21 protein-coding genes are annotated in these 23,894 nt (G+C 65.9%); 17 read left to right on the top strand and 4 right to left on the bottom strand.

The features are described from left to right. Positions 1-57: 57 nt before the first annotated feature. Both B7R22_RS08420 and B7R22_RS08415 read right to left on the bottom strand, forming a co-directional pair. Positions 58-1,704 carry a DNA polymerase Y family protein gene (locus B7R22_RS08420; protein ID WP_116411319.1) on the bottom strand — a complete coding sequence of 549 codons (1,647 nt, stop codon included), beginning with the start codon at positions 1,702-1,704 and terminating at the stop codon, positions 58-60. 2 nt (positions 1,705-1,706) lie between these two features. Then, a complete protein-coding gene (locus tag B7R22_RS08415; RefSeq protein ID WP_253258962.1) occupies positions 1,707-2,480 on the bottom strand; it encodes a hypothetical protein in 774 nt (257 codons plus the stop codon). Between the two features lie 69 nt (positions 2,481-2,549). On the opposite strand from B7R22_RS08415, the gene B7R22_RS08410 reads away from it, so the two are divergent. Beyond that, entirely contained in the window at positions 2,550-2,879 is a 330-nt protein-coding gene (locus B7R22_RS08410; protein ID WP_116411318.1) for a hypothetical protein, read from the top strand. Positions 2,880-2,977: 98 nt separating this feature from the next. After that, complete coding sequence (locus B7R22_RS08405; RefSeq protein ID WP_116411317.1) at positions 2,978-4,720, top strand: DUF885 domain-containing protein; 1,743 nt, start codon at positions 2,978-2,980, stop codon at positions 4,718-4,720. Positions 4,721-4,722: 2 nt separating this feature from the next. On the opposite strand, the gene B7R22_RS08400 is transcribed toward B7R22_RS08405, so the two are convergent. Next, on the bottom strand, positions 4,723-6,012 hold the full coding sequence (locus B7R22_RS08400) for a putative Ig domain-containing protein (protein ID WP_172582270.1): 1,290 nt from the start codon (positions 6,010-6,012) through the stop codon (positions 4,723-4,725). A gap of 234 nt (positions 6,013-6,246) precedes the next feature. Here B7R22_RS08400 and rpsA point away from each other — a divergent pair, with 234 nt between their 5' ends. Together rpsA and coaE are read left to right on the top strand one after the other, a co-directional pair. After that, positions 6,247-7,707, top strand: a complete 1,461-nt coding sequence (gene rpsA / locus B7R22_RS08395) for a 30S ribosomal protein S1 (protein WP_116283136.1) — start codon at positions 6,247-6,249, stop codon at positions 7,705-7,707. A 137-nt stretch (positions 7,708-7,844) separates the two neighbouring features. Next, the gene (gene coaE, locus B7R22_RS08390) at positions 7,845-8,459 is read left to right on the top strand and encodes a dephospho-CoA kinase (RefSeq protein WP_116411315.1); all 615 of its coding nucleotides are present in this window, start codon (positions 7,845-7,847) and stop codon (positions 8,457-8,459) included. A gap of 3 nt (positions 8,460-8,462) precedes the next feature. Here the strand turns inward: coaE and B7R22_RS08385 are convergent, their stop codons facing one another. Beyond that, a complete protein-coding gene (locus B7R22_RS08385; RefSeq protein WP_116411314.1) occupies positions 8,463-9,488 on the bottom strand; it encodes an ATP-dependent 6-phosphofructokinase in 1,026 nt (341 codons plus the stop codon). Positions 9,489-9,581: 93 nt separating this feature from the next. Here B7R22_RS08385 and uvrB point away from each other — a divergent pair, with 93 nt between their 5' ends. From uvrB to B7R22_RS08320, 13 genes are all read left to right on the top strand, one after another. Further along, positions 9,582-11,645 carry an excinuclease ABC subunit UvrB gene (gene uvrB, locus B7R22_RS08380; RefSeq protein ID WP_116411313.1) on the top strand — a complete coding sequence of 688 codons (2,064 nt, stop codon included), beginning with the start codon at positions 9,582-9,584 and terminating at the stop codon, positions 11,643-11,645. 118 nt (positions 11,646-11,763) lie between these two features. Further along, complete coding sequence (locus tag B7R22_RS08375; protein ID WP_116411312.1) at positions 11,764-12,063, top strand: helix-turn-helix domain-containing protein; 300 nt, start codon at positions 11,764-11,766, stop codon at positions 12,061-12,063. Between the two features lie 48 nt (positions 12,064-12,111). Further along, positions 12,112-12,651, top strand: coding sequence for a hypothetical protein (locus B7R22_RS20225; RefSeq protein WP_116411311.1), 540 nt, complete (start codon positions 12,112-12,114; stop codon positions 12,649-12,651). After that, entirely contained in the window at positions 12,633-15,524 is a 2,892-nt protein-coding gene (uvrA, locus tag B7R22_RS08365; RefSeq protein WP_116411310.1) for an excinuclease ABC subunit UvrA, read from the top strand. The genes B7R22_RS20225 and uvrA overlap by 19 nt, the downstream gene beginning before the upstream one ends. Then, positions 15,521-17,374: an excinuclease ABC subunit UvrC gene (uvrC, locus tag B7R22_RS08360; protein WP_116411309.1), complete on the top strand. Its 1,854-nt coding sequence runs from the start codon at positions 15,521-15,523 to the stop codon at positions 17,372-17,374. The genes uvrA and uvrC overlap by 4 nt, the downstream gene beginning before the upstream one ends. Positions 17,375-17,424: 50 nt before the next feature. Then, on the top strand, positions 17,425-18,303 hold the full coding sequence (gene rapZ / locus B7R22_RS08355) for an RNase adapter RapZ (RefSeq protein WP_116411308.1): 879 nt from the start codon (positions 17,425-17,427) through the stop codon (positions 18,301-18,303). 60 nt (positions 18,304-18,363) lie between these two features. Continuing rightward, the gene (gene whiA / locus B7R22_RS08350; protein WP_116411307.1) at positions 18,364-19,341 is read left to right on the top strand and encodes a DNA-binding protein WhiA; all 978 of its coding nucleotides are present in this window, start codon (positions 18,364-18,366) and stop codon (positions 19,339-19,341) included. Between the two features lie 42 nt (positions 19,342-19,383). Further along, complete coding sequence (locus B7R22_RS08345) at positions 19,384-20,007, top strand: superoxide dismutase (RefSeq protein WP_116411306.1); 624 nt, start codon at positions 19,384-19,386, stop codon at positions 20,005-20,007. Between the two features lie 110 nt (positions 20,008-20,117). Continuing rightward, the gene (gap, locus tag B7R22_RS08340; protein WP_116411305.1) at positions 20,118-21,125 is read left to right on the top strand and encodes a type I glyceraldehyde-3-phosphate dehydrogenase; all 1,008 of its coding nucleotides are present in this window, start codon (positions 20,118-20,120) and stop codon (positions 21,123-21,125) included. A 13-nt stretch (positions 21,126-21,138) separates the two neighbouring features. Continuing rightward, positions 21,139-22,359: a phosphoglycerate kinase gene (locus B7R22_RS08335; protein WP_116411304.1), complete on the top strand. Its 1,221-nt coding sequence runs from the start codon at positions 21,139-21,141 to the stop codon at positions 22,357-22,359. Next, complete coding sequence (gene tpiA, locus B7R22_RS08330; protein ID WP_216363427.1) at positions 22,356-23,141, top strand: triose-phosphate isomerase; 786 nt, start codon at positions 22,356-22,358, stop codon at positions 23,139-23,141. The genes B7R22_RS08335 and tpiA overlap by 4 nt, the downstream gene beginning before the upstream one ends. A gap of 110 nt (positions 23,142-23,251) precedes the next feature. Next, complete coding sequence (secG, locus tag B7R22_RS08325) at positions 23,252-23,503, top strand: preprotein translocase subunit SecG (protein ID WP_116283117.1); 252 nt, start codon at positions 23,252-23,254, stop codon at positions 23,501-23,503. 10 nt (positions 23,504-23,513) lie between these two features. Then, complete coding sequence (locus tag B7R22_RS08320) at positions 23,514-23,885, top strand: RNA polymerase-binding protein RbpA (protein WP_116411302.1); 372 nt, start codon at positions 23,514-23,516, stop codon at positions 23,883-23,885. Positions 23,886-23,894: the final 9 nt, after the last annotated feature.

Raw genomic sequence — 23,894 nt, 5'->3', positions numbered from 1 at the left:
CAGTCACCCCCCGAGGCGTCGGCCCACCCGGTGGCGGCCCACCCAGTCACGGTCTGTTCAGTCATAACGCGCCTCCGCCCACCAGCCGTGCTCGTGCAGCGCGAGCAGCCAGGCGGTGCCTTCGACATCGACCACCTGGAAGCGGTGGAACGACCGGGCGACGGCTTGATCCCACCACCGCTCATGCACCGGCCAGGGTCCTGTCCATGCGGCCAGGGGCTGCGGTCGCGACGGAGACTCGGCATCGTTCACCTGGAACAGCGCGGGCACACCGTCCAGCGTTCCCCGATCACTCACTGCGACGGGGCCGCCGTCTCGCGTCAGCACGGTCACGCCTCGCGGCTTCTCGAACACCGTCGACGGCGCGGGCAGGGGCACGCTCCCCGGCCAGGGCTTCGCCCCACCCGTGCCCGCAGCACCGCCACCCGCACCGCGAGCACCGCCACCCGCGCCCGCAGCACCGCCACCCGCACCGGCACCCGCACCCGCGCCACCCGCACCCACCCGCGGATCGCCCCACGGAATCATGACCTGCCGCTCGGAGACACCGCGCCCCCCGGCGATGACCGCTGTCGTCACGGCCCCGTGCCCGAGCAGGCTCTGCACCCTCGAAAGCCCGTGGTGGATGCGGTCGTCGGGCGCACTGCCCCACAACCCCGTCTCATAGTTGCCAATGGAGTCGAGCCCCTCCGGCACCACGCGCACCTTGATGATCGCCGACGTGAGCGCCCCGGCGCCCGCACCCGTTCGCCCCTGAACCTGCCAGCGGATGCGGTCGAGCACATCGTTGGCGCTGAACCACCGGGGATGCCCCCACCCGCGGTCATGCACCACCCCGTTGTCAGTGTGGAGTTCGACCCGGATGCTCGTGCAGACCAGCAGCGCACGGGTGAGTTCGTCGACGAACCGCTCTGCGGCGGTTCGCACGGCGAAGGTGATCTGGTCGACCCGGTCGAGGGGAGGCTCGAAGGCGACCTCGATGTCCCGCAGCTGTGGGGGGAGCCGGGGAACGACCCGCCGGGCATCCCGGCCGCTCGCCATGGTGTGCGCGTGCACCCCCGCCTCACCGAACCGCGCCCGCACATCGCGGAAGTCGAGCGCCGCAAAGGCGCCCAGGGTCGAGAGCCCGAGGCGTCGCAGCAGGGTGGCCAGCTGGGGGTCGCCGATGGCATCGATCGGATGCTCGGACAGGAACTCCGGCGAACCGCCGGGTTCGACGATGCGGATGCTCTGCTCGCCGGGCATCCGGGCAAGCTGCTCAGCAGCGAACCGTCCGTCGGCGATGGTGATGCGGGCGTCTTCCGCCCCCAGCCCGACAAGCGTGGTGAGCAGTACCCCGGCAGCACCCCGCTCACCGCCGTAGTACCTGCTCGGGCCCTTGGCAGCCAGCGCGCACATTCCCGGCCGGAGCACCTGCACCCCGGGCATCAGCTCCTCGAGGGCAGCGACCACCGCCTCGAAACTCCGGTGGTCGAGAGCGGGGTCGTAGTCGAACGTCATCAGGTCGACGCAGGCCGCCTGCGCCTCGCGCACCCGTTGGCCCCGCCGCACACCGTCGGCCCGGGCACGCGGCGAGCAGGCGAACACCAGCCCGTGGTCGATCAGCGCGATCGGATCCTCGAGGGAGAGCTCTTCTGACTGGGCCAGGGCCCGCACGGGCCAGTCGGGACACCACACCACAATGGTGCGCACGGTCGTCGTCATGATCAGCTCGCCAACTCCCCGGAGCCGGCGAAGGCCGGCCAGGCACCCCGAACCGTCTCAGCGCCCCGAACCGTCTCAGCGGCCCGAACCGTCTCAGCGCCCCGAACTGTCTCCGCTGCCCGAACCTGCTCCGAGACATCCGGTAGCCACAGTCGCGCCGTGCGTCTCTGTCCCATGAACCCCTTGCCCCGGGCGCTCACCGTCACCCGGCGGCTCGCGAGGTGCCCGAAGCCCTGGCCGATACCCTCCCAGCTGCTCTCGGTGACGCTCAGGGTCGCTTCGCTCTGCGGCCAGCCGCCCAGCACGATCATCGTGGCCTCACGCTGCCTGATGCGCGCCGCCAGCCGCGCCGCCAGCGCATCGCCGAGGCGCGGAGGAGCGACGGTGACCACCACCGTGACCACGTCGATCACGGCAGACACCACCGATAGCCACTGCTCACCGGGATGCGGCACGAAGACGAGCCGGTCGAGGTCGACCCCCGAGCGGCTGGCCGCCTCGGCACCGAAGTCGGGCAGCCCGATGACCCCGCACCAGGCCCCTGCGGCAGACGGCCCGGCCATCATCGCCATGACCAGGGAGTGCGACCCCTCGACCGAGTACGCCGCACCGGCTTTCAGCGCCCCACCCGGCAGCAGGGGTGCCAGCGCAGGGGATGTCTGCAGGCTGCGGGTCTCGAGTTTCGTCGCCTGCATCTGGCGGATGCGCTCCTGCAGTTCGCGCACCGAAGGAGCCGCGGGGGCAGCTTCTGCGAGGAGAACGGCGGGGTCTGGCATCTCCCCATATTCGAACATATGTTCGAATAAGTCAACCCGGAGCCGCCCTCAGAACAGTAGTCTCGAGGTATGACATTCGAGAGCGAAGACCGCACGACTCGCCACGCCGAGGAGGATGCCGCGAAGCACCACTCCCGCCATGGGATCTCCGAACGCGACCAGGCCGCCCTCGATCGCGTGGGCACCGCGCAGAGCGAAGCGGACACCGAAGTACTGCAGAACGAAGCCATCGCCGACAGCGATGCCGTCGACGCAGACACCGACCTCGACGAGATCAAGGTGCTGCCGGGCACCGGTGGGCCCGACGACGACGGGGACATCGAGGTCGACCCGTCAGAACTGAACCTGAGCGGCGACTCGATCCCCGGGCATCCGAAGCCCGCCTCGCACCCGCACTGAGCCGGGTTCCTCTCCTCCACAGAAGCATCGCTCAGCGTCTTTTCCACAGATGTGGGCATCGTCCGTGTGCCGTCCGGTACGAGGCATAGTCTGAATGGATGACCGACAGAACACCGACCAATACCTCAGCCGCGGCATCCGCATCCCGTACCCCCACCGCCGTCGACGCCATCGCCGAGCGCTGGGTCGACACCCTGGTGCAGCTCGAACCGGCCATCGGCACCTACATCGGCCGGAACGACGCCAACGACCGTTATGGCGACTACTCCCCGGAGGGGCACGAGCGCTATATCACTGAGGTGCGGCGCACGCTGGCCGAACTCGAAGCCGCGCGGCCGGCCGATGAGGTCGACGAGGTCACCCTCTCCGACCTCGGCAGCGAACTGCGCCTCACGCTCGAGAGCTCTGAGGCCAAGCTCCAGCTCCGGGACCTCAACGTGATCGAGTCGCCGTCGCAGCAGATCCGTGAAGTCTACGACCTCATGCCTACCGAGACCGTCGACGACTGGGAGGTCGTCAGCCACCGCATGTCCGGGGTGGGTGCCGCGATCGACGGCTACATCGAGACCCTGCGGCAGGGCATCCGCGAAGGCGTCGTGCCGGCCCGCCGCCAGGTGCGCGAGGTGCTGCTGCAGGTCACCAAGAACGTGGGTGAGAGCGGGTTCTTCGCAGACCTCGCCCGCTCTGCCTCGAACCCGGATCTCGCTGCTCCCGAGCTCGGGCGACCCGAGGCTCCGGATGACCTCCCCGACTCGCTCGCCAGGCAGCTCCGGCATGGGGCAGGCGTCGCCTCCGCGGCCTACGAGCGGCTGGCAGAGTTCCTGAGCGGCGAACTCGTGCCCGTGGCATGCGAAACCGACGCGGTGGGCCGCGAGATCTACGCCCTCGAATCGCGCAAGTTCCTCGGCGCGAGCGTCGACCTCGACGAGACCTACGAATGGGGCGTCGCGGAACTCGCCCGTATGGTCAGCGAGCAGGAGTCGATCGCGAACGAGATCCTTCCGGGCGCGTCGGTGCACGAGGCGATCGCCCACCTCGACGCAGACCCCTCGCATAAGCTGTTCGGCACCGCCGCCCTCCAGCAGTGGATGCAGGAGACGAGCAACAGGGCGATCGCCGACCTCGCCGACACCCAGTTCGACATCCCCGCCGAGATCGCCACGATCGAATGCATGATCGCGCCCACCAACGAGGGCGGCATCTACTACACCGGCCCTACCGACGACTTCTCGCGCCCGGGCCGCATGTGGTGGTCGGTGCCCGAGGGCGTCACCGAGTTCGACACCTGGCGGGAGCTGACCACGGTCTACCACGAAGGCGTTCCCGGACACCATCTGCAGATCGGCCAGGCCGTCTACAACCGGTCGAAGCTGAACACCTGGCGGCGCCAGCTCGCCGGCACGTCCGGCCACGCAGAGGGCTGGGCTCTCTACGCCGAGCGGCTCATGCAGGAGCTCGGCTACCTCGACCGGCCCGCCGACCGGCTCGGGATGCTCGACGGCCAGCGCATGCGTGCGGCACGCGTGGTGCTCGACATCGGTGTGCACCTCGGCAAGCCCCGCCTTGACGGCACCGGCGTGTGGGACGCGGAGTACGCCCTCCAGTTCATGCGCGAGAACGTCAACATGAACGACGGATTCATCCGCTTCGAGGTCAACCGCTACCTCGGCTGGCCCGGCCAGGCGCCCTCCTACAAGGTCGGGCAGCGCATCTGGGAACAGCTGCGTGACGATTACCGCGCGCGGCAGGGATCCGCGTTCGACATCCGCGAGTTCCACCGCCGCGCCCTCGACCTCGGCGGCGTGCGGCTCGACACGCTGGTGTCGGCGATGGGCCACTGAAATCACCGGGTGACAGTTATGGAAAAACGGCCTTCGGACTTGATGCCGGTGAGGTTGCGGGCTGAAACGGTGAATGAAAACGTGCCTATTTCGACGGCGTTTCCCGAAAGTATGCCGCTGGTCGCGTCGAGCATGAGGCCTCGGGGTAGTACCCCGGAGGTGAGAGTGAAGGTCGGGGCTGGCGAACCCAGAGCGCGAAATTCAAAGAAGTAGGGTGCAGCCAATCGACCGACAGGGGGATCCACCAGGAAAATATCGGGAGTCGACAGTTCTGCCACTCTGATGAGGGTATGGTCTTCTGGATTCGCTACCCACAGCACAGACCTGACGCGATCGAATGCGATGCTGGACGGATGCCTTCCGACCTCGACCGGAGCGCCGACGAGCGTGTGTAACAAGCTGTCGATCACAGAGAAGGAGATTCCTTGGCTGTCGGTCACAAAGACGGAATTGGTGGCTTCGTCGACGCATACGGCGGATGGCGCAGCGGAGACGTTCTTGATGACATTCCTGAACCATCCGTCTCCGTCTATGGCGGTGACAGAGTGCTCCCTCACATTGGAAACGTAGGCGAGTCCGAGCACGGAGTTCGTCGCCACGTTCCTCGAACCCCGCGGAACAGTCGCGTTGGCCACCGGCGTGAGTGATGAAGCGCGGAGGATGACAACCCTGCCGAATTTGGGAAGAACGGCAAACAGGCGATCATGACGGGTGTCGACGGCCAGTCCAGCACCACCGTCCAAGGCAGGAGCGGAATCCAGCTGCCGCGAATCGGAGAAGACATCGAGACTTCCGTCAAGGGCCACTGCAACCACCTCTTCGGTGCCGGCTTCTCCGGCCCTTACGAGCCCGAGTACATAGACGCGGTTATGCACCTCGTCCACCGTGAGGCCGTACGCCTTGGTGGCTGCTCCGACAACTGCGATCAGACCCAGTGTGTCTCCAGAGATCACATAGACATTGCCGTTGGCCGAATCGGTGACATATGCCTTGTGTGTCGTCGAATTGACAGCGATCGCCCAGGGCGACGAACCCACAGCGATCGGCGCACCGATGGGTTTGCCGGTCTCACCGTTGAACACAGTGACGGAGCCAGCATCGCGATTGGCCGCATAGACAAGATTCTTCGACGCGTCTACCGCCACACCAGTGGCCCCCTCGGACGTGGCGAACGCCGGGGCGGCCTTGAAATACCGCCAGCTCTCAGCAGAAGCGGTGAAGGGTGCGGACGCCAGAAGCATCGCCGGAACGGAGATGACAAGGACACATACCAGTGACAGACGGATACTCATGCCTGCGAGACGCAGAATACCCCATTTCATTACGGCGTATCCGCAAATCGTTCGCTCCGTTCGCAGAGAGCTGGGGTTTGAGCGCGGGTTGCTGAGCGCTCTTTCGCGGGGCTAAGATTACTTGGCGCAATTTGCGTCGATCACTCATCTGCCGTGCGGCGAATCACCACCTCGAACACGAGGCACGTCCGTGCTGACCGGCCCGATATATGTCCATACTGGAGCAACTACTACATGACAATCGTAACGACCGACAGGGCACCCAAGCAGGTCGCCGTCAACGACATCGGGTCTGCTGAAGACTTTCTTGCCGCGGTCGAGAAGACACTGAAGTTCTTCAACGACGGAGACCTCATCGAAGGCACCGTTGTAAAGATTGACCGCGACGAGGTCCTCCTCGACGTCGGTTACAAGACAGAGGGCGTCATTCCCTCTCGCGAACTTTCCATCAAGCACGACGTCGACCCGACGGAGGTCGTCCAGGTCGGCGACCTGGTCGAGGCCCTTGTTCTTCAGAAAGAAGACAAAGAAGGCCGCCTCATCCTGTCGAAGAAGCGTGCGCAGTACGAGCGTGCGTGGGGCGACGTCGAGAAGATCAAGGATGCCGACGGTGTTGTCACCGGTTCGGTCATCGAGGTCGTCAAGGGTGGCCTCATCGTCGACATCGGCCTTCGCGGCTTCCTGCCGGCCTCGCTCATCGAGCTCCGCCGCGTTCGTGACCTCACGCCGTACCTCGGCCAGGAGATCGAAGCGAAGATCCTCGAGCTCGACAAGAACCGCAACAACGTCGTCCTGTCGCGCCGCGCGCTGCTCGAGCAGACTCAGTCGGAGAGCCGCACCACGTTCCTGAACAACCTCCAGAAGGGACAGGTCCGCAAAGGCGTCGTCTCGTCGATCGTCAACTTCGGTGCGTTCGTCGACCTGGGCGGCGTCGACGGTCTGGTTCACGTCTCCGAGCTCAGCTGGAAGCACATCGAGCACGCCTCAGAGGTCGTCGAGGTTGGCCAGGAGGTCACCGTCGAGATCCTCGAGGTCGACCTCGAGCGCGAGCGCGTCTCCCTGTCGCTCAAGGCGACGCAGGAAGACCCGTGGCAGGTCTTCGCCCGCACCCACGCCATCGGCCAGGTTGCACCGGGCAAGGTCACGAAGCTGGTCCCCTTCGGCGCGTTCGTTCGCGTTGCAGAGGGCATCGAGGGCCTCGTGCACATCTCTGAGCTGTCGGGCAAGCACGTCGAACTCGCCGAGCAGGTTGTCTCGGTCGGCGATGACGTGTTCGTCAAGGTCATCGACATCGACCTCGAGCGTCGCCGCATCTCGCTGAGCCTCAAGCAGGCCAACGAGGGTGTCGACCCCGAGGGCACCGAGTTCGACCCGGCGCTCTACGGAATGCTCACCGAGTACGACGACCAGGGCAACTACAAGTACCCCGAAGGCTTCGACCCGGAGACCAACGAGTGGCGCGAGGGCTTCGAGACCCAGCGCGAGAAGTGGGAGCAGGACTACGCTGCGGCCCAGGCTCGTTGGGAAGCCCACAAGAAGCAGGTTGCAACCTCCAACGAGGAGACCCCGCTCAATGAGGTCAGCGGCGGCGCTTCCGCCGGTTCGTCGTTCTCGAGCGAGTCGACCGGAGCCGGTACCCTCGCCGACGACGAGACCCTCGCGGCGCTTCGCGAGAAGCTCAGCTCAAACAACTGATCCTTCGGATCACGATCGAACAACCAGTCACACCGTTTCACCACGAGAGGCCGTTCTCCTTCGGGAGGGCGGCCTTTCGCCGTTCCCGGCAAACACAGGCTCCGGATGCCCGGCAGCACCTTCGCTAACATGAAAGCGTGCACCTGATAGCCCTCACCGGCGGCATCGCCTCCGGAAAGTCCACCGTCGCCGCCCGACTCGCCGAACTCGGGGCTGTCATCATCGACGCCGACAGGCTGGCCCGCGAGGTCGTCGAACCGGGAACAGACGCCCTGCAGCAGATCGGCGACACGTTCGGTGCCGACCTCATCCAAACCGACGGAACGCTCGACCGCCCCGGCCTCGGCAAGCGCGTGTTCGGCCAGCCCGAGCAGCTTCAGAAGCTGAACGCCATCACGCATCCGGCCGTGCACCGCCTGGCGCTGGCACGAATGGCCGCCGCTGAGGCGGCCGATCCGGAAGCCATCGTGATCTACGACGTGCCGCTCCTCGTCGAGTCGAGAAGCAAGCGGCCCTTCGACTTCGAGTTCGCCGTCGTGGTGAGTGCGGCAGAGGAGACCCGGGTCGGGCGCCTCGTCGAACTCCGCGGCATGTCCGAGGTGGACGCCCGCAGCCGGGTCGGCTCACAGTCCACCGAAGCCGAGCGCCTCGCGATCGCCGACGCCGTCATCGACTCGAACGGCACCCTCGGGCAGACCCTGGCGCAGGTCGACGCACTCTGGCAGACCCTCCGCGCCCTCCCGGCCCGCTGACCCCTAGCCGAAGAGCTGGGCGGCCTCGTCGTAGCGCGACTGCGGAACCGTCTTCAACTTTCCGAGGGCCTCCTCGAAGCCCACGTTGACGATCTCAGTGCCGCGGAGCGCGACCATCTGGCCCCAGTTGCCAGCCTGTACCGAATCGCTCGCCGCCATGCCGAGCCGGGTCGCGAGAACGCGGTCGAAGGCGCTCGGTACTCCGCCGCGCTGGATGTGGCCGAGAGTGGTCGCCCTGGTCTCGATGCCCGTCATCTCCTCGATCATCGGGGCAAGGCGTTCGCCGATCCCGCCGAGGCGGGGGCGACCGAACGCATCCAGTCCGCGCTCGGAGTGAGGGTCATCGGTCGTGCCGGGGATGAACCCTTCGGCGACGACGACGAGCGGTGAACGGCCGCGGGCGTTGGCGCTCTCGACCCAGCCGCGCACCTCCTCCATGGTGGTCTTCTGCTCGGGAATGAGGATGGCGTGGGCGCCGGCCGCCATGCCGGAGTGCAGAGCGATCCAGCCGACATGCCGGCCCATCACTTCAGCCACCATGCAGCGGCTGTGCGAGTCCCCGGTGGTGCGGAGCCGGTCCATCGCATCGGTCGCGATCTGCACGGCGGTGTCGAAGCCGAAGGTGTAGTCGGTGGCGTCGAGGTCATTGTCGATGGTCTTCGGCACTCCGACGATCTTGAGTCCGGCATCCGTGAGCCGTTTGGCTGCTGCGAGCGTGCCTTCGCCACCGATTGCGATGATGGCGTCGATGCCCTCACGCTCCATGTTCGCCTGGATGCGCTCGGGGCCACCGTCGCCCTCGAAGGGGTTGGTGCGGGACGTGCCCAGGATGGTGCCGCCCTCTTTGGCGATGCCGCGCACGTTCGCGCGGCCGAGCTCGATCAGGTCGGACTTGACGACACCGCGCCAGCCGCCGCGAAAGCCGACGAACTCCTGGTCGTTGATCTCGGTGCCTTTCAGCACGATGCCGCGGATGACCGCGTTCAGGCCCGGGCAGTCTCCACCACTGGTCAGAATTCCAATTCGCATGGCTATACCCTATGGCTTTCCCGCACAGCGTAATCGACGGTCGATCATGCCCCGAGGGGAGCCGGTGTCAGTGGCCCTTCGTAAACTTGGAGCATGGAACCCACTCGCTCTGTCCGACCCTTCGAAGTCATCAGTGACTACACGCCGAGCGGCGACCAGCCGACCGCGATCGCTGAGCTCACGGCTCGCATCAACGCGGGTGAGACCGACGTCGTGCTTCTCGGCGCGACCGGTACGGGCAAGTCGGCGACGACGGCCTGGCTCATCGAGGCGGTGCAGCGGCCCACGCTCGTTCTGGCCCACAACAAGACTCTGGCAGCGCAGCTGGCGAACGAGTTCCGTGAGCTGATGCCGAACAACGCGGTCGAGTACTTCGTGTCGTACTACGACTACTACCAGCCGGAGGCTTACGTTCCGCAGACCGACACCTTCATCGAGAAGGACAGCTCGATCAACTCGGAGGTCGAGCGGCTGCGGCACTCGACGACCAACTCGCTCCTCAGCCGGCGCGACGTCATCGTGGTGTCCACCGTCTCCTGCATCTACGGCCTCGGCCAGCCCGAACAGTACATGAACGCCATGATGGCGCTGCAGGTCGGCATGAAGCTCGATCGGGACTGGCTGATCCGCAAGTTCATCTCCATGCAGTACCAGCGGAACGACATCGACTTCTCCCGGGGCAACTTCCGGGTTCGAGGCGACACGATCGAGATCATCCCGATGTACGAGGAGCTCGCGATTCGTGTCGAGATGTTCGGCGACGAGATCGAGGCGCTCTACCAGCTGCACCCCCTCACCGGCGACGTCGTTCGCAAGATGGACTCGGTCTCGGTGTTCCCGGGATCGCACTACGTCGCCGACAACGACGTGATGCACCGTGCCATCGGCACCATCCAGGAGGAGCTCGCCGACAGGCTGAAGCAGCTCGAGCGCGAGGGCAAGCTGCTGGAGGCCCAACGGCTCCGGATGCGCACCACCTTCGACCTCGAGATGATGCAGCAGATCGGCTTCACCTCGGGCATCGAGAACTACTCACGCCACATCGACGGGCGAAACCCCGGCGAGGCGCCGCACTGCCTGCTCGACTACTTCCCCGACGACTTCCTCGTGGTCATCGACGAGTCGCACGTCACGGTTCCGCAGATCGGGGCGATGTACGAGGGCGACTCCTCACGGAAGCGCACGCTGGTCGAGCACGGCTTCCGGCTGCCGAGCGCCCTCGACAACCGGCCGCTCCGCTGGAACGAGTTCAACGACAGGGTCGGCCAGAAGGTCTACCTCTCGGCGACGCCCGGCAAGTACGAGATGGGCATCGCCGACGGGGTGGTCGAGCAGATCATCCGGCCGACCGGCCTGATCGACCCTGAGATCATCGTGAAGCCTTCGAAGGGGCAGATCGACGACCTGCTCGAGGAGATCCGCATCCGGGTGGCGAAAGACGAGCGAATCCTCGTCACCACCCTGACGAAGAAGATGGCCGAGGAGCTCACCGACTTCATGGGGGAGCACGGTGTGCGGGTGCGTTACCTGCATTCGGATGTCGACACGCTCCGCCGCGTCGAGCTGCTCACCGAACTGCGTGCCGGCGTCTACGACGTGCTGGTCGGCATCAACCTGCTCCGGGAGGGTCTCGACCTTCCTGAAGTATCGCTGGTGGCGATTCTGGATGCTGACAAGGAGGGGTTTCTCCGGTCGTCGACGTCTCTCATCCAGACCATCGGCCGTGCCGCGCGAAACGTGTCGGGCCAGGTGCACATGTACGCCGACGTCATGACGGATTCGATGGCCCGCGCCATCGAGGAGACTACGCGGCGACGCGAGAAGCAGGTGGCCTACAACCTCGAACGCGGTGTCGACCCGCAGCCGCTCCGCAAAAAGATCAACGACATCACCGAGATGCTCGCGCGGGAGGGTGCCGACACGGCCGAACTCCTCGCCGGCCGCGGCGGCAAGAAGAAGAGCCCGACCCCGAACCTCCGGCGCGAAGGCATCGCGGCCGCTGGAGCGAACGAGCTCGAAAGTCTCATCGGCGATCTTAACGACCAGATGATGACAGCGGCGGCTGAGCTGAAGTTCGAGTTGGCTGCTCGGCTCCGCGACGAACTCGGCGATCTGAAACGCGAACTCCGCCAGATGGAGAAGGCGGGACACATCTGAGCTATGCTCATGTGACCTGTGTGGCGACGTCAGATTCGCAGCGAAAGATGAGCAAGGTTTCAAAGCATCGTGCCTCTGCGCTCTGGTAGCGAATCACTCAGGTGAGTACTCATGAGGTATGCCTGAACTGCACTCAGAAGCCGCCCGCATCTTCGGTGATCGTGTGAGATCGTCCCGCCTCCAGCTCGGTGTGAGCCAGGAGCACGTCGCCGAGCTGGCAGAGATGCACGTCACGAACGTCGGCAAGATCGAGCGTGGCCAGACGAACCCGAGCCTCTCGACGATCGTGGCGCTGGCGGGCGCACTGAGCGCAGACCCCGGATCGTGGCTCACGGGCATCCGCCCGGAGATGGTGCCCGGGCGCTCGCACACCCTGACGGCGGCCGAGTTCATCCGGGAGCGCACCCAGCGCGGCTAGCCGACAGACCGCAGTTGTGCTGCACCGCACAGCAGCTGCGCGCGGTGCGTGCGCGGTTGGTGTTCGCGGTCGATCCCGGTGCCGGAGACGGCAGTCGACCTGATCTCGGAGCACGGCTACGAGCCCCAGTACGGTGCGCGGCCACTCCGCCGGGTCATCCGGCGCGAGGTCGACGACCAGATCGCCGACCCACTGGCCACGGGTGCACTCGCCGACGGCGATGGCGTGACGGTGGATGCCGTGGCCGGTGCGCTCGTCGCGACAGACGACTCCGCCGCTCCCGCCGAGCCCCTGCACCCCCGCACGCACTGCGGCGCAGCCCCCGCGACCAGATGGGTTCCGCTGCAATTAGTCGCTTCCGCGGGTGCGCGCGCAGGCGCGGAAGCGACAATCATGCGCGGAACCGCACGGAGAGCGCGAAGCGCGGGGCGGGGGCGCGGGGCCGGAGTGTGCGGAGGAAAGCGCGGGGACTGCGCTGGGCGCCGCAACCTGCTCCGCTCTCAGCGTAGAACGGGGGGCCCGCGCACCCCGCGGGAGGGAGTGTCAGTGGCAGACCATAGACTTCTAGGGTGTCAATTACCAAGGTAGATTCCGCCGGAAAACTGAGTGTACGCGGTGCCCGCGTGCACAATCTTCGAGACGTCGACCTCGACATCCCGCGCGACTCACTCGTCGTCTTCACCGGCCTCTCCGGCTCCGGAAAGTCGAGTCTCGCCTTCGACACGATCTTCGCCGAGGGCCAGCGTCGTTACGTCGAATCGCTCTCCGCGTACGCACGCCAGTTCCTCGGCCAGGTCGACCGCCCCGACGTGGACTTCATCGAAGGCCTGAGCCCCGCGGTGAGCATCGACCAGAAGTCGACGAACCGCAACCCGCGGTCGACCGTCGGCACCATCACCGAGATCTACGACTACATGCGGCTCCTCTGGGCCCGCATCGGCATCGCCCACTGCCCCGTCTGCGGTGAGGTCATCTCCGCCCAGACGGTGCAGCAGATCGCCGACCAACTGATGGAGCTCGAGGCGGGCATCCGGTACCAGATCGTCAGCCCGGTCGTGTCGCAGAAGAAGGGCGAGTTCGTCGACCTCTTCAAGGAGCTGGCAGCCGGCGGGTACTCCCGCGCCGTGGTCGACGGCGACACCATCCAGCTGACCGAGCCGCCGAAGCTGAAGAAACAGTTCAAGCACGACATCTCGGTGGTCGTCGACCGCCTGGTGGCCGGTCCCGACATCCTGGGCCGGCTGACCGACTCGCTCGAGACGGCCCTGCGGCTCACCGACGGCATCGTGCAGGTGAACTACGTCGACGCCGACGGCCCGGATGCCTGGCAGACGTTCAGCGAGAAGCTGAGCTGCCCGAACCAGCACCCGATCCAGCTCACCGAGATCGAGCCGCGCACCTTCTCGTTCAACGCACCCTTCGGCGCCTGCCCCGAGTGCTCGGGCCTCGGCACGCGCATGTCGGTCGACGCAGACCTTCTGCTCGGCGATCCGGAGCTCAGCATAAACGAGGGCGTGCTCGTCCCGTGGTCGACGCAGGGCAAGGGCCTCTACAACTACTACGACAAGCTGCTGCAGGGCCTCGCGCGCGACCTGAAGTTCGAGCTCAGCACCCCGTGGAACGAGCTGAGCAAGACCGTGCAGGAGGCCGTGCTCCGCGGCGACAACTTCGAGGTGCGGGTGAAGTGGAAGAACCGCTTCGGCCGCGAGATGAGCTACACCTCCGGCTTCGAGGGCGTGGTGCCCTACATCGAACGCCAGTACCTGCAGGCCGAGACCGACAACCAGCGGGCCCGGTGGTCGGAGTACCTGCGCGAAGTTGCCTGCCCGGTCTGCAACGGCAAGCGACTGAAGCCCGAGGTGCTCGCTGTTCTCGTCAACGGGCACAGCATCGCCGACGTGACCGACATCAGCCTCTCCGACGCGCAGTCCTTCATGGACGAACTAACCCTCACCGACCGCGAGGCGCACATCGCCGCCCAGGTGCTCCGCGAGATCCGGCTCCGGCTCGACTTCCTCATCCAGGTCGGCCTGAACTACCTGAACCTCGCCCGCGCCGCTGCCTCCCTGAGCGGTGGAGAGGCCCAGCGCATCCGTCTGGCGACGCAGATCGGATCGGGTCTCACGGGAGTGCTCTACGTGCTCGACGAACCGAGCATCGGCCTGCACCAGCGTGACAACCGTCGTCTCATCGAGACGCTCGTGAAGCTGAAGAACCTCGGCAACACACTGATCGTCGTCGAGCACGACGAAGACACGATCCGCACGGCCGACTGGGTGGTCGACATCGGTCCCGGCGCGGGCGTGAACGGCGGCAAGGTCGTGCACTCAGGCTCCTACGAGGGCCTGCTCGCGAACACCGAGAGTCTCACCGGCGACTACCTCTCCGGCCGCAAGTCGATCGACATCCCCGACCGGCGGCGGCCACTCGATCCGAGCCGCGAGATCGTCGTCGTCGGAGCCGAGGCCAACAACCTCAAGAACGTGACCGTCAGCTTTCCGCTCGGCACCTTCATTGCCGTCACCGGCGTCAGCGGTTCCGGCAAGTCGTCGTTGGTCAACGACATCCTCTACCGGGTGCTCGCCAACAAGCTGAACGGTGCCCGCAAGCTCCCGGGCAAGCACAAGCGGGTGACGGGCCTCGAGAACCTCGACAAGGTCGTGCATGTCGACCAGAACCCGATCGGCCGTACCCCCAGGTCGAATCCGGCGACCTACACGGGCGTGTTCGACCGCATCCGCACCCTCTTCTCCGAGACGATCGAGGCGAAGACCCGGGGCTACCAGCCGGGCCGGTTCAGCTTCAACGTCAAGGGCGGCCGGTGCGAGGCGTGTTCCGGCGACGGCACGATCAAGATCGAGATGAACTTCCTGCCCGACGTCTACGTCGCGTGCGAGGTCTGCGGGGGAGCGCGCTACAACCGCGACACGCTCCTCGTGCACTACAAGGGCAAGAACATCGCCGAAGTGCTGGAGATGCCGATCGCCGAGGCGGCCGAGTTCTTCGAGCCGATCGGGGCGATCCACCGGTTCCTCAAGACGCTCGTCGAGGTCGGTCTCGGCTATGTGCGACTCGGCCAGAGCGCCACGACCCTGTCGGGCGGCGAGGCACAGCGCGTCAAGCTCGCGACCGAGCTGCAGAAGCGCTCCAACGGCCGCTCGGTGTATGTGCTCGACGAGCCGACCACCGGCCTGCACTTCGAGGACGTGCGAAAGCTCCTGCTGGTGCTGAACGGACTCGTCGACAAGGGCAACACCGTCATCGTGATCGAGCACAACCTCGACGTCATCAAGAGTGCGGACTGGCTCATCGACCTGGGTCCCGAGGGCGGATCCGGCGGTGGCAAGGTGCTGGCGACCGGTACTCCCGAACAGCTCGCCCGCGTCAAGAAGAGCTTCACCGGTTTCTTCCTGAAAGAGATCCTGGATGCGGAGGAAGGCACGCGGCGAAAGGCGTCATGACCGACACCGTCAGCTACCGCCCCAAGGCGGGGGAGATCCCGACCCAGCCCGGCGTGTACCGTTTCCGCGATGCGAACCAGCGCGTGCTCTACGTCGGCAAGGCGCAGAACCTCCGTGCCCGGCTGAGCAACTACTTCGGGCCGCTCCGGAGCCTGCACGAGCGCACCCGGCGGATGGTCACGACCGCTTCGAGCGTCGAGTGGACCGTCGTCGGCACCGACATCGAGGCCCTGCAACTCGAGTACACGTGGATCAAGGAGTTCGATCCGCCCTTCAACGTCAAGTTCCGCGACGACAAGAGCTACCCGTTCATGGCGATCACCCTCGGTGACGAATCTCCGCGGGTGATGGTCACGCGCAACCAGAAGATCAAGGGTGCCAAGTATTTCGGTCCGTACCCGAAGATCTGGGCGGTGCACGACACGATCGACCTGATGATCAAGGCCTTCCCCATCAGAACCTGCTCCGACTCGAGCTACAAGAAGGCCATGCAGAGCGGCCGGCCGTGCTTCCCCGGCCAGATCGGCCGCTGCGGCGGGCCGTGCTCGGGCAAGGTCACCATCGAGGAGCACCGCGAACTCGTCAACGACTTCATCGCCTTCATGAACGGGCACGACAAACGCTTCGTCACCGAGACGACGAAGCGGATGCGCGAAGCGTCCGAGAGCCAGGAGTACGAGAAGGCGGCGCGGTACCGCGACCAGTTGCACGCGCTCGACGCCGTGCTCGAGAAGAGCACCGTCGTGCTGGCCGACAGCGTCGACACCGATCTCTTCGGCATCGAGCACGACGAACTGGCGGCGGCGGTGCAGCAGTTCATCGTGCGCGGCGGCCGCATCCGCGGTGTGCGCGCGTGGATGGTCGACAAGGAGCTCGACCTCACCACCGGCGAACTCGTCGACTCGATCCTGCAGACCGCCTACGAGGGCCAGATCCCACCGCGTGAGATCATCGTGCCCGACCTCCCCGACGACGCCGCAGAACTCGAGCAGTGGCTCTCCGAGCGCCGCGGAACATCCAAGGTCGCCCTGAAGACGGCCCAGCGCGGCGAGAAGGCCGCCCTGATGCAGACGGCCACCCTCAACGCAAAGAACGCCCTGATGCTCTACAAGATGCGCCGCAGCACCGACTTCGTCGCACGCACAGAGGCTCTCACCGACATCCAGAACGGGCTCGGGATGCCGGATGCCCCCTTGCGCATGGAATGCTTCGACGTATCGCACCTCGGCGGCACGAACGTGGTCGCGTCAATGGTGGTCTTCGAAGACGGGCTCGCCCGCAAAGACCAGTACCGTCGGTTCTCCATCCCCGAGACCACCGACGACACCGACTCGATCTACCAGGTCATCACCCGCCGCCTCGCCTACCTCGAGGAGGGCTCCGAACGCAGCGAGTCCGACAGCGCCACCAAGAAGTTCTCCTACCCGCCCAACCTGCTGATCGTCGACGGCGGCCAGCCCCAGGTGCAAGCGGCGGCCCGCGCGCTGAAGGAATCGGGTGTGCAGGGGATCTTCCTCGCCGGCCTCGCCAAGCGACTCGAGGAGATCTGGCTCCCCGACGATGACTTCCCGGTGATCCTCCCGCGTGGCAGCGAGGCCCTGTTCCTGCTGCAGCGCATTCGCGACGAGGCGCACCGTTTCGCCATCACGCACCAGCGTGCCCGCCGAAAACGCGACATCACGAGTGTGCTCTCGGAGATTCCGGGCCTCGGGCCGGCGCGGGTGAAGACCCTCCTGAAGGAATTCGGCTCGGTCTCGAAGCTCCGGCAGGCTACGCCCGAAGAGATCGCCGAAGTGAAGGGTGTCGGCGAACTGCTGGCCAGGACCATCCACCGGCAGCTGCGGGTCTGAGGCAGCGGATGCCGCGGCCCGCCGCGCCCCCGGCCCGATAGGCTGGAAGTATGACCCCCGACACTGCTGGCCAGCAGGAAGTGCTCATTGTGACCGGGATGTCGGGCGCGGGCCGGTCGACGGTGGCGAATGCCCTCGAAGATCTCGGTTGGTACGTCGTCGACAACCTCCCCCCGCAGATGCTCCGGCCGATGGTCGACCTCGCCGAGCATGCCGGGTCGACCCTCCCACGGATCGCGGCCGTGGTCGACGTGCGCGGGCGCGACTTCTTCACCGACCTGCAGGAGATCATCCAGGCCCTCCGGAGTGGCATCACCGTGCGCGTGGTCTTCCTCGAGGCGACGGATGCGGCCCTGGTCCGGCGATTCGAGCAGGTGAGGCGCCCGCACCCGCTGCAGGGCAACGGCACCCTGCTCGACGGCATCGGTGCGGAGCGGGCCCGGATGACCGCCATCCGTGAGTCGAGCGACATCATCATCGACACGTCGGATCTCAACGTGCACCAGCTGGCGCATGCGGTGCAGGAGCGCTTCTCGGCCGTCGACACGGCCGGTGTGCAGGTCACGATCATGAGTTTCGGCTTCAAGTACGGCGCCCCGGCCGATGCCGACGCCATGGCCGACTGCCGCTTCATCCCGAACCCGTTCTGGATCCCCGAGCTCAAAGACAGGACCGGCCTCGATCCCGAGGTGAGTGACTATGTACTCGGGCAGGAGGGTGCGCTGGATTTCATCGAGAACTATGCTCGCGCCCTCGCTCCCGTGCTCGCCGGGTACCAGCGTGAGAACAAACGCCACGCCACAATTGCCATAGGCTGCACGGGCGGCAAACACCGCTCAGTCGCCGTGGCCCGAAGGCTGGCAGACCTGATCAGCACCAACCCCGGCGTCGTGGTGAGTGTCAAACATCGCGACCTGGGTCGCGAATAACTGCAGCGACACCACACCCCACGAGGGTCACGGTGACGCTGGCGAAGGAGATGGAAGAGATTGGCTCTCACCGCCGATGTCAAGAACGAACTGACCGATGTTGTCGTCACCAGAACGTCGGCCCGTGCCGCTGAACTCGCGACCATCCTGCGATTCGCGGGCGGCCTCCACCTGATCTCGGGGCGCATCGCCATCGAATCCGAACTCGACACTCCGGAACTCGTCAAGCGGGTCCGCAAAGACCTGGCCGAGCTCTACGGCGTTCGCGGCGAGGTTCAGCTCGTGCCCGCCTCCGGTGTGCGGCGCGGCAGCTACTACCTCGTGCGCGTGCTCGAGGGCGGCGAGACCCTCGCCCGCCAGACGGGGCTCCTGGATGCCCGCCGCCGCCCCATCCGCGGGCTCCCGAACCGCCTCACCACGGGCTCCGTCGACGAACTCGGGGCCGTCTGGCGGGGCGCGTTCCTCGCCCAGGGCTCCCTCACCGACCCCGGTCGCTCTGCGGCCCTGGAGGTCATCTGCCCGGGAAACGAGGCGGCGATGGCCCTGGTCGGCGCCGCGGCGCGACTGCATGTCGCTGCCAAGGCGCGCGAGGTGCGCGGGGTCCACCGCGTGGTCATCCGGGACGGTGAGGCCATCGCCTCGATGCTCACGCTCATGGGCGCGAAGCAGTCGATGGCCCGCTGGGAGGAGATGCGCCAGCGACGGGAAGTCAGGGCGACCGCGAACCGGCTGGTGAACTTCGACGATGCGAATCTGCGTCGTTCGGCCCAGGCCGCCGTGGCAGCCTGCTCCCGGGTGGAGCGGGCGCTCGAGATCATCGGCGACGAGGTTCCGGAGCACCTGCGCTACGCGGGCGCACTCCGGTTGAACTTCCGGGATGCCAGCCTCGACGAGCTCGGACACCACGCCGAACCGCCGATGACCAAAGACGCCATCGCCGGGCGTATCAGGCGGTTGCTCGCGATGGCGGACAAGAAGGCCCTCGACCTGGGGATCCCCGGAACGGACGCGAACCTGCCGCCCGACCTCGACGACTGAACCATTCAATAGACTGTTACAAACGAGTACAAGGAGAAAAACATGGCTGAATACACCCTTCCAGACCTTCCCTACGACTACGCAGCACTCGAGCCGCACATCAGTGCGACCATCATGCAGCTGCACCACGACAAGCACCACGCAACCTACGTCGCCGGCGCGAACACGGCCAACGCCGCCCTCGCCGAGGCCCGCGACTCCGGTAATCTCGGTGCCGTCAACAAGCTCGAGAAAGACCTGGCGTTCAACCTCGGTGGCCACGTCAACCACTCCATCTTCTGGACGAACCTGACTCCCGACACCTCGGAGCCCACCGGCGCACTCGCCGAGGCCATCGGTTCCGACTTCGGCGACCTCGAGAAGTTCAAGGCGCACTTCACGGCGACCGCGCTCGGTGTACAGGGTTCGGGCTGGTCGGTTCTCGCCTACGACGTGCTGGGCGGCAAGCTCAGCATCTTCCAGCTGTTCGACCAGCAGGGCAACGTGCCCTTCGGCCTCGTGCCGCTGCTCATGCTCGACGTCTGGGAGCACGCCTACTACATCGACTACAAGAACGTGCGCGCCGACTATATCAAGGCGTTCTGGAACATCGTGAACTGGGAGAACGTGGCCGCCCGCTACGCTGCCGCAACCGAGAAGACGAACGGCCTGCTGGTACTGTCATAGCGACGCTGTGAGCGGGCCCTCCACGGGGGGCCCGCCACCTTTTCTCCACCGGTAACACCTGTACGAAAACATCATCCAGCCCCGCGGGGCCACACTCACAGGAGCACTACGTGTCCGTAAAGATCGGCATCAACGGCTTCGGCCGCATTGGCCGTAACTACTTCCGAGCAGCCCTCGCCAAGGGCAGCGACATCGAGATCGTCGCCGTGAACGACCTGACCGACAACAAGGCTCTCGCCCACCTCCTCAAATACGACTCCATCAACGGCCGCCTCGATGCGACCGTCGAGCTCGACGGTGACAACATCATCGTGAACGGCAAGCCGATCCTGGTTCTCGCCGAGCGCGATCCCGCCAACCTCCCGTGGGGCGAGCTGGGTGTCGACATCGTCATCGAGTCCACCGGCCGTTTCACCAAGTCGTCGGATGCCCGCAAGCACATCGAGGGTGGCGCGAAGAAGGTCATCGTCTCTGCTCCCGCCACCGGCGACGACGTCGCCACGCTGGTGCTCGGCGTCAACGAGGGAACGTACGACCCCTCGATCCACGACATCATCTCGAACGCCTCCTGCACCACGAACTGCCTCGCGCCCCTGGCCAAGGTCTTCATGGACAACTTCGGCATCGAGCGTGGCCTGATGACCACCGTCCACGCCTACACCGCCGACCAGAACCTGCAGGACGGGCCGCACAGCGACCTCCGCCGCGCACGTGCAGCGGCCGTCAACATCATCCCGACGTCGACCGGTGCCGCCAAGGCGCTCGGCCTCGTCATCCCCGAGCTCGTCGGCAAGCTCGACGGCTACGCTCTCCGCGTCCCGGTTCCGACCGGCTCGATCACCGACCTCACGGTCGAAGCGACCAAGCCCGTCACCGTGGCCGAGGTCAACGCCGCGTACAAGGCTGCTGCCGAGGGGCCCCTGAAGGGCATCCTGAAGTACACCGAAGACGAGATCGTCTCGAGCGACATCGTCGGCGACCCGCACTCCTCGATCTTCGACGCCGGCCTGACCAAGGTCATCGGCAACCAGGTCAAGGTGGCTTCGTGGTACGACAACGAGTGGGGCTACTCCAACCGTCTCGTCGACATCACCGAGTTCGTCGCAGCAAAGCTGTAGAGAAAACCGAGAAGTGACGATACGTACGCTTGAGTCCCTCGGGTCGCTCGATGGCAAGACAGTCATCATCCGCTGCGACCTGAACGTGCCGTTGAAAGACGGCACCATCACCGACGACGGGCGTATCCGCGCGTCACTTCCCACGCTCCGGGCACTCGCCTCTCAGGGCGCCAAGGTGGTCATCGTGAGCCACCTCGGGCGCCCTGAGGGCACGCCCGAAGCGAAGTACAGCCTGGCGCCTGTCGCTGTACGGCTGTCCGAGCTCCTCGAGGAGCCGGTCGCCTTCGCCACCGACACGGTCGGTCAGGCGGCTCAGGATGCCGTTGCCGCCCTTGCTGGCGACGGGCACTTCCTCCTGCTCGAGAACCTCCGTTTCAACGCGGGGGAGACTTCGAAGGACGACGCCGAGCGGCGTGCCTTCGCCTCCCAGCTCGCCGCTTTCGCCGATGTGTTCGTGTCCGACGGTTTCGGCGTCGTGCACCGCAAGCAGGCGAGCGTCTACGAACTCGCCGAACTGCTTCCGAGTGCAGCCGGCTTGCTGATCGAAACCGAACTCGACGTGCTCGAGAAGCTCACCGAGAAGCCCACCCGCCCCTACGCAGTGGTGCTCGGCGGCTCGAAGGTCTCCGACAAGCTCGGCGTCATCGGCCACCTGCTGCCGAAGGTCGACTCGCTGCTCATCGGTGGCGGCATGCTCTTCACGTTCCTGGCGGCCCAGGGTTACCAGGTGGGCGCGAGCCTGCTCGAGAAGGACCAGATCGACACCGTGAAGGGCTACCTCGACAAGGCGGCTGACCTCGGGGTCAAGATCGTTCTGCCGACCGACGTCGTCGTGGCGTCGAAGTTCGGTGCAGACGCAGAGCACACCGTCACCAGCGCGCAGACCATCGAGGAGACCCCGTTCGGTGAGAGCGGGCTCGGCCTCGACATCGGTCCCGAGACGGCTGCAGCCTTCGCCGACATCATCGAGTCGTCGCACACCGTCTTCTGGAACGGCCCGATGGGCGTCTTCGAACTCGCTCCTTTCGCCGAGGGAACCAGATCCATCGCCGCCGCACTGACGAAGGTCGACGGCCTCGGTGTCGTCGGCGGCGGAGACTCTGCAGCCGCCGTCCGTGCGCTCGGTTTCACCGACGACCAGTTCGGTCACATCTCCACGGGCGGGGGAGCGAGCCTCGAATTCCTCGAGGGCAAGCGCCTGCCCGGCCTCGACATTCTTGGATGGTCAGCATGACAACCCGCACCCCCCTCATCGCCGGCAACTGGAAGATGAACCTCGACCACCTGCAGTCGATCGCGTTCGTGCAGAAGCTCGCCTGGAGCCTGAAGGACGCCTCGCACAGCTTCGACGACGTCGAGGTCGCGATCTTCCCGCCGTTCACCGATCTGCGTTCGGTGCAGACACTCGTCTCGGCCGACAAGCTCGAACTGGCCTACGGTGCCCAGGATGTCTCGGCGCACGACTCCGGTGCGTACACCGGTGAGATCTCGGGCGCCTTCCTCTCCAAGCTCGAATGCGGCTACGCCATCATCGGTCACTCCGAGCGCCGTACCCTGCACAACGAGTCCGACGAGGAGATCGGTGGCAAGGTCGCTGCTGCCCTGAAGCACGGAGTCGTTCCCGTTCTCTGCGTCGGCGAGACCGCCGAAGACCTCGAGAAGTTCGGCCCGAGCGCCGTTCCCGTTGCACAGCTGAAGGCAGCCCTCGCGGGTGTGGCGTCCGACGCGAACATCGTCGTCGCCTACGAGCCTGTCTGGGCCATCGGATCCGGCCAGGCGGCAACCCCGGACCAGGCCGAACAGGTCTGTGCGGCGCTCCGCGTCGAACTCGCCACGACCCTCAGTGCCGACACTGCCGCCGCGACGCGCATCCTCTACGGCGGCTCGGTCAAGTCGGGCAACATTGCCGGCTTCATGCGGGAGCCCAACGTCGACGGCGCCCTGGTCGGCGGCGCGAGCCTCGATCTCGACGAGTTCAGCGCCATCGTGCGCTACAAGAAGCACGTCGGCGTCTGAGCATATGGCACGCCCTTCGGGCGCCGCGAGCAAACAGGTCGAACCACGGTATACTTGCCCTTGGTCTTGCGGGGGGCTGATCGTCTCCCGTCGTGTGTGAAAGGTAACCGTTGCAAATCCTCCAGGTCGTCTTGCAGGTTCTGCTCGGCATAACCAGTCTGCTTCTGACACTTCTGATCCTGCTCCATCGCGGTCGCGGTGGCGGGCTCTCAGACATGTTCGGTGGTGGTGTCACCTCGAACCTCGGTGCATCCGGTGTCGCAGAGCGTAACCTCAACCGCATCACCGTCATTCTCGGTGTGATCTGGGTCGCGAGCATCATCGTCCTGGGTCTCATCACCAAGTTCGATTCCGGAAACTAGGGGATATTCCATGGCATCAGGCGGAAGCGCCATCAGGGGTTCGCGCGTCGGCGCGGGGCCCATGGGCGAACAGGATCGGGGCTACCACGCCGATCGCATCAAGGTCTCCTACTGGGACGCCCTCGGCAACGAGACCGTGCGGTACTTCGCGGCGAACCTGCCGACCGAGGAGATCCCCGAGACGATCGATTCTCCCCAGTCGGGTCTTCCGGCGGGCCGCGACCAGCTGAACCCGCCGTCGGTGGCGAAGCTCGAGCCGTACAAGACGCACCTCGCCTACGTGAAAGAGCGTCGCACCGAAGAAGAGGCAGCCCAGCTTCTCGAAGACGCTCTCGCCCAGCTGCGTGCACGTCGCGGCACGGCGGCACCCACCACGAAGTAGCGTTTCACG

Source organism: Subtercola boreus (assembly GCF_003399635.1).
GTDB classification, from domain to species: Bacteria; Actinomycetota; Actinomycetes; order Actinomycetales; family Microbacteriaceae; genus Subtercola; species Subtercola boreus_B.
The sequence above is the reverse complement of the archived record's forward strand: the minus strand, read 5'-3'. Positions and strand labels throughout refer to the sequence as shown.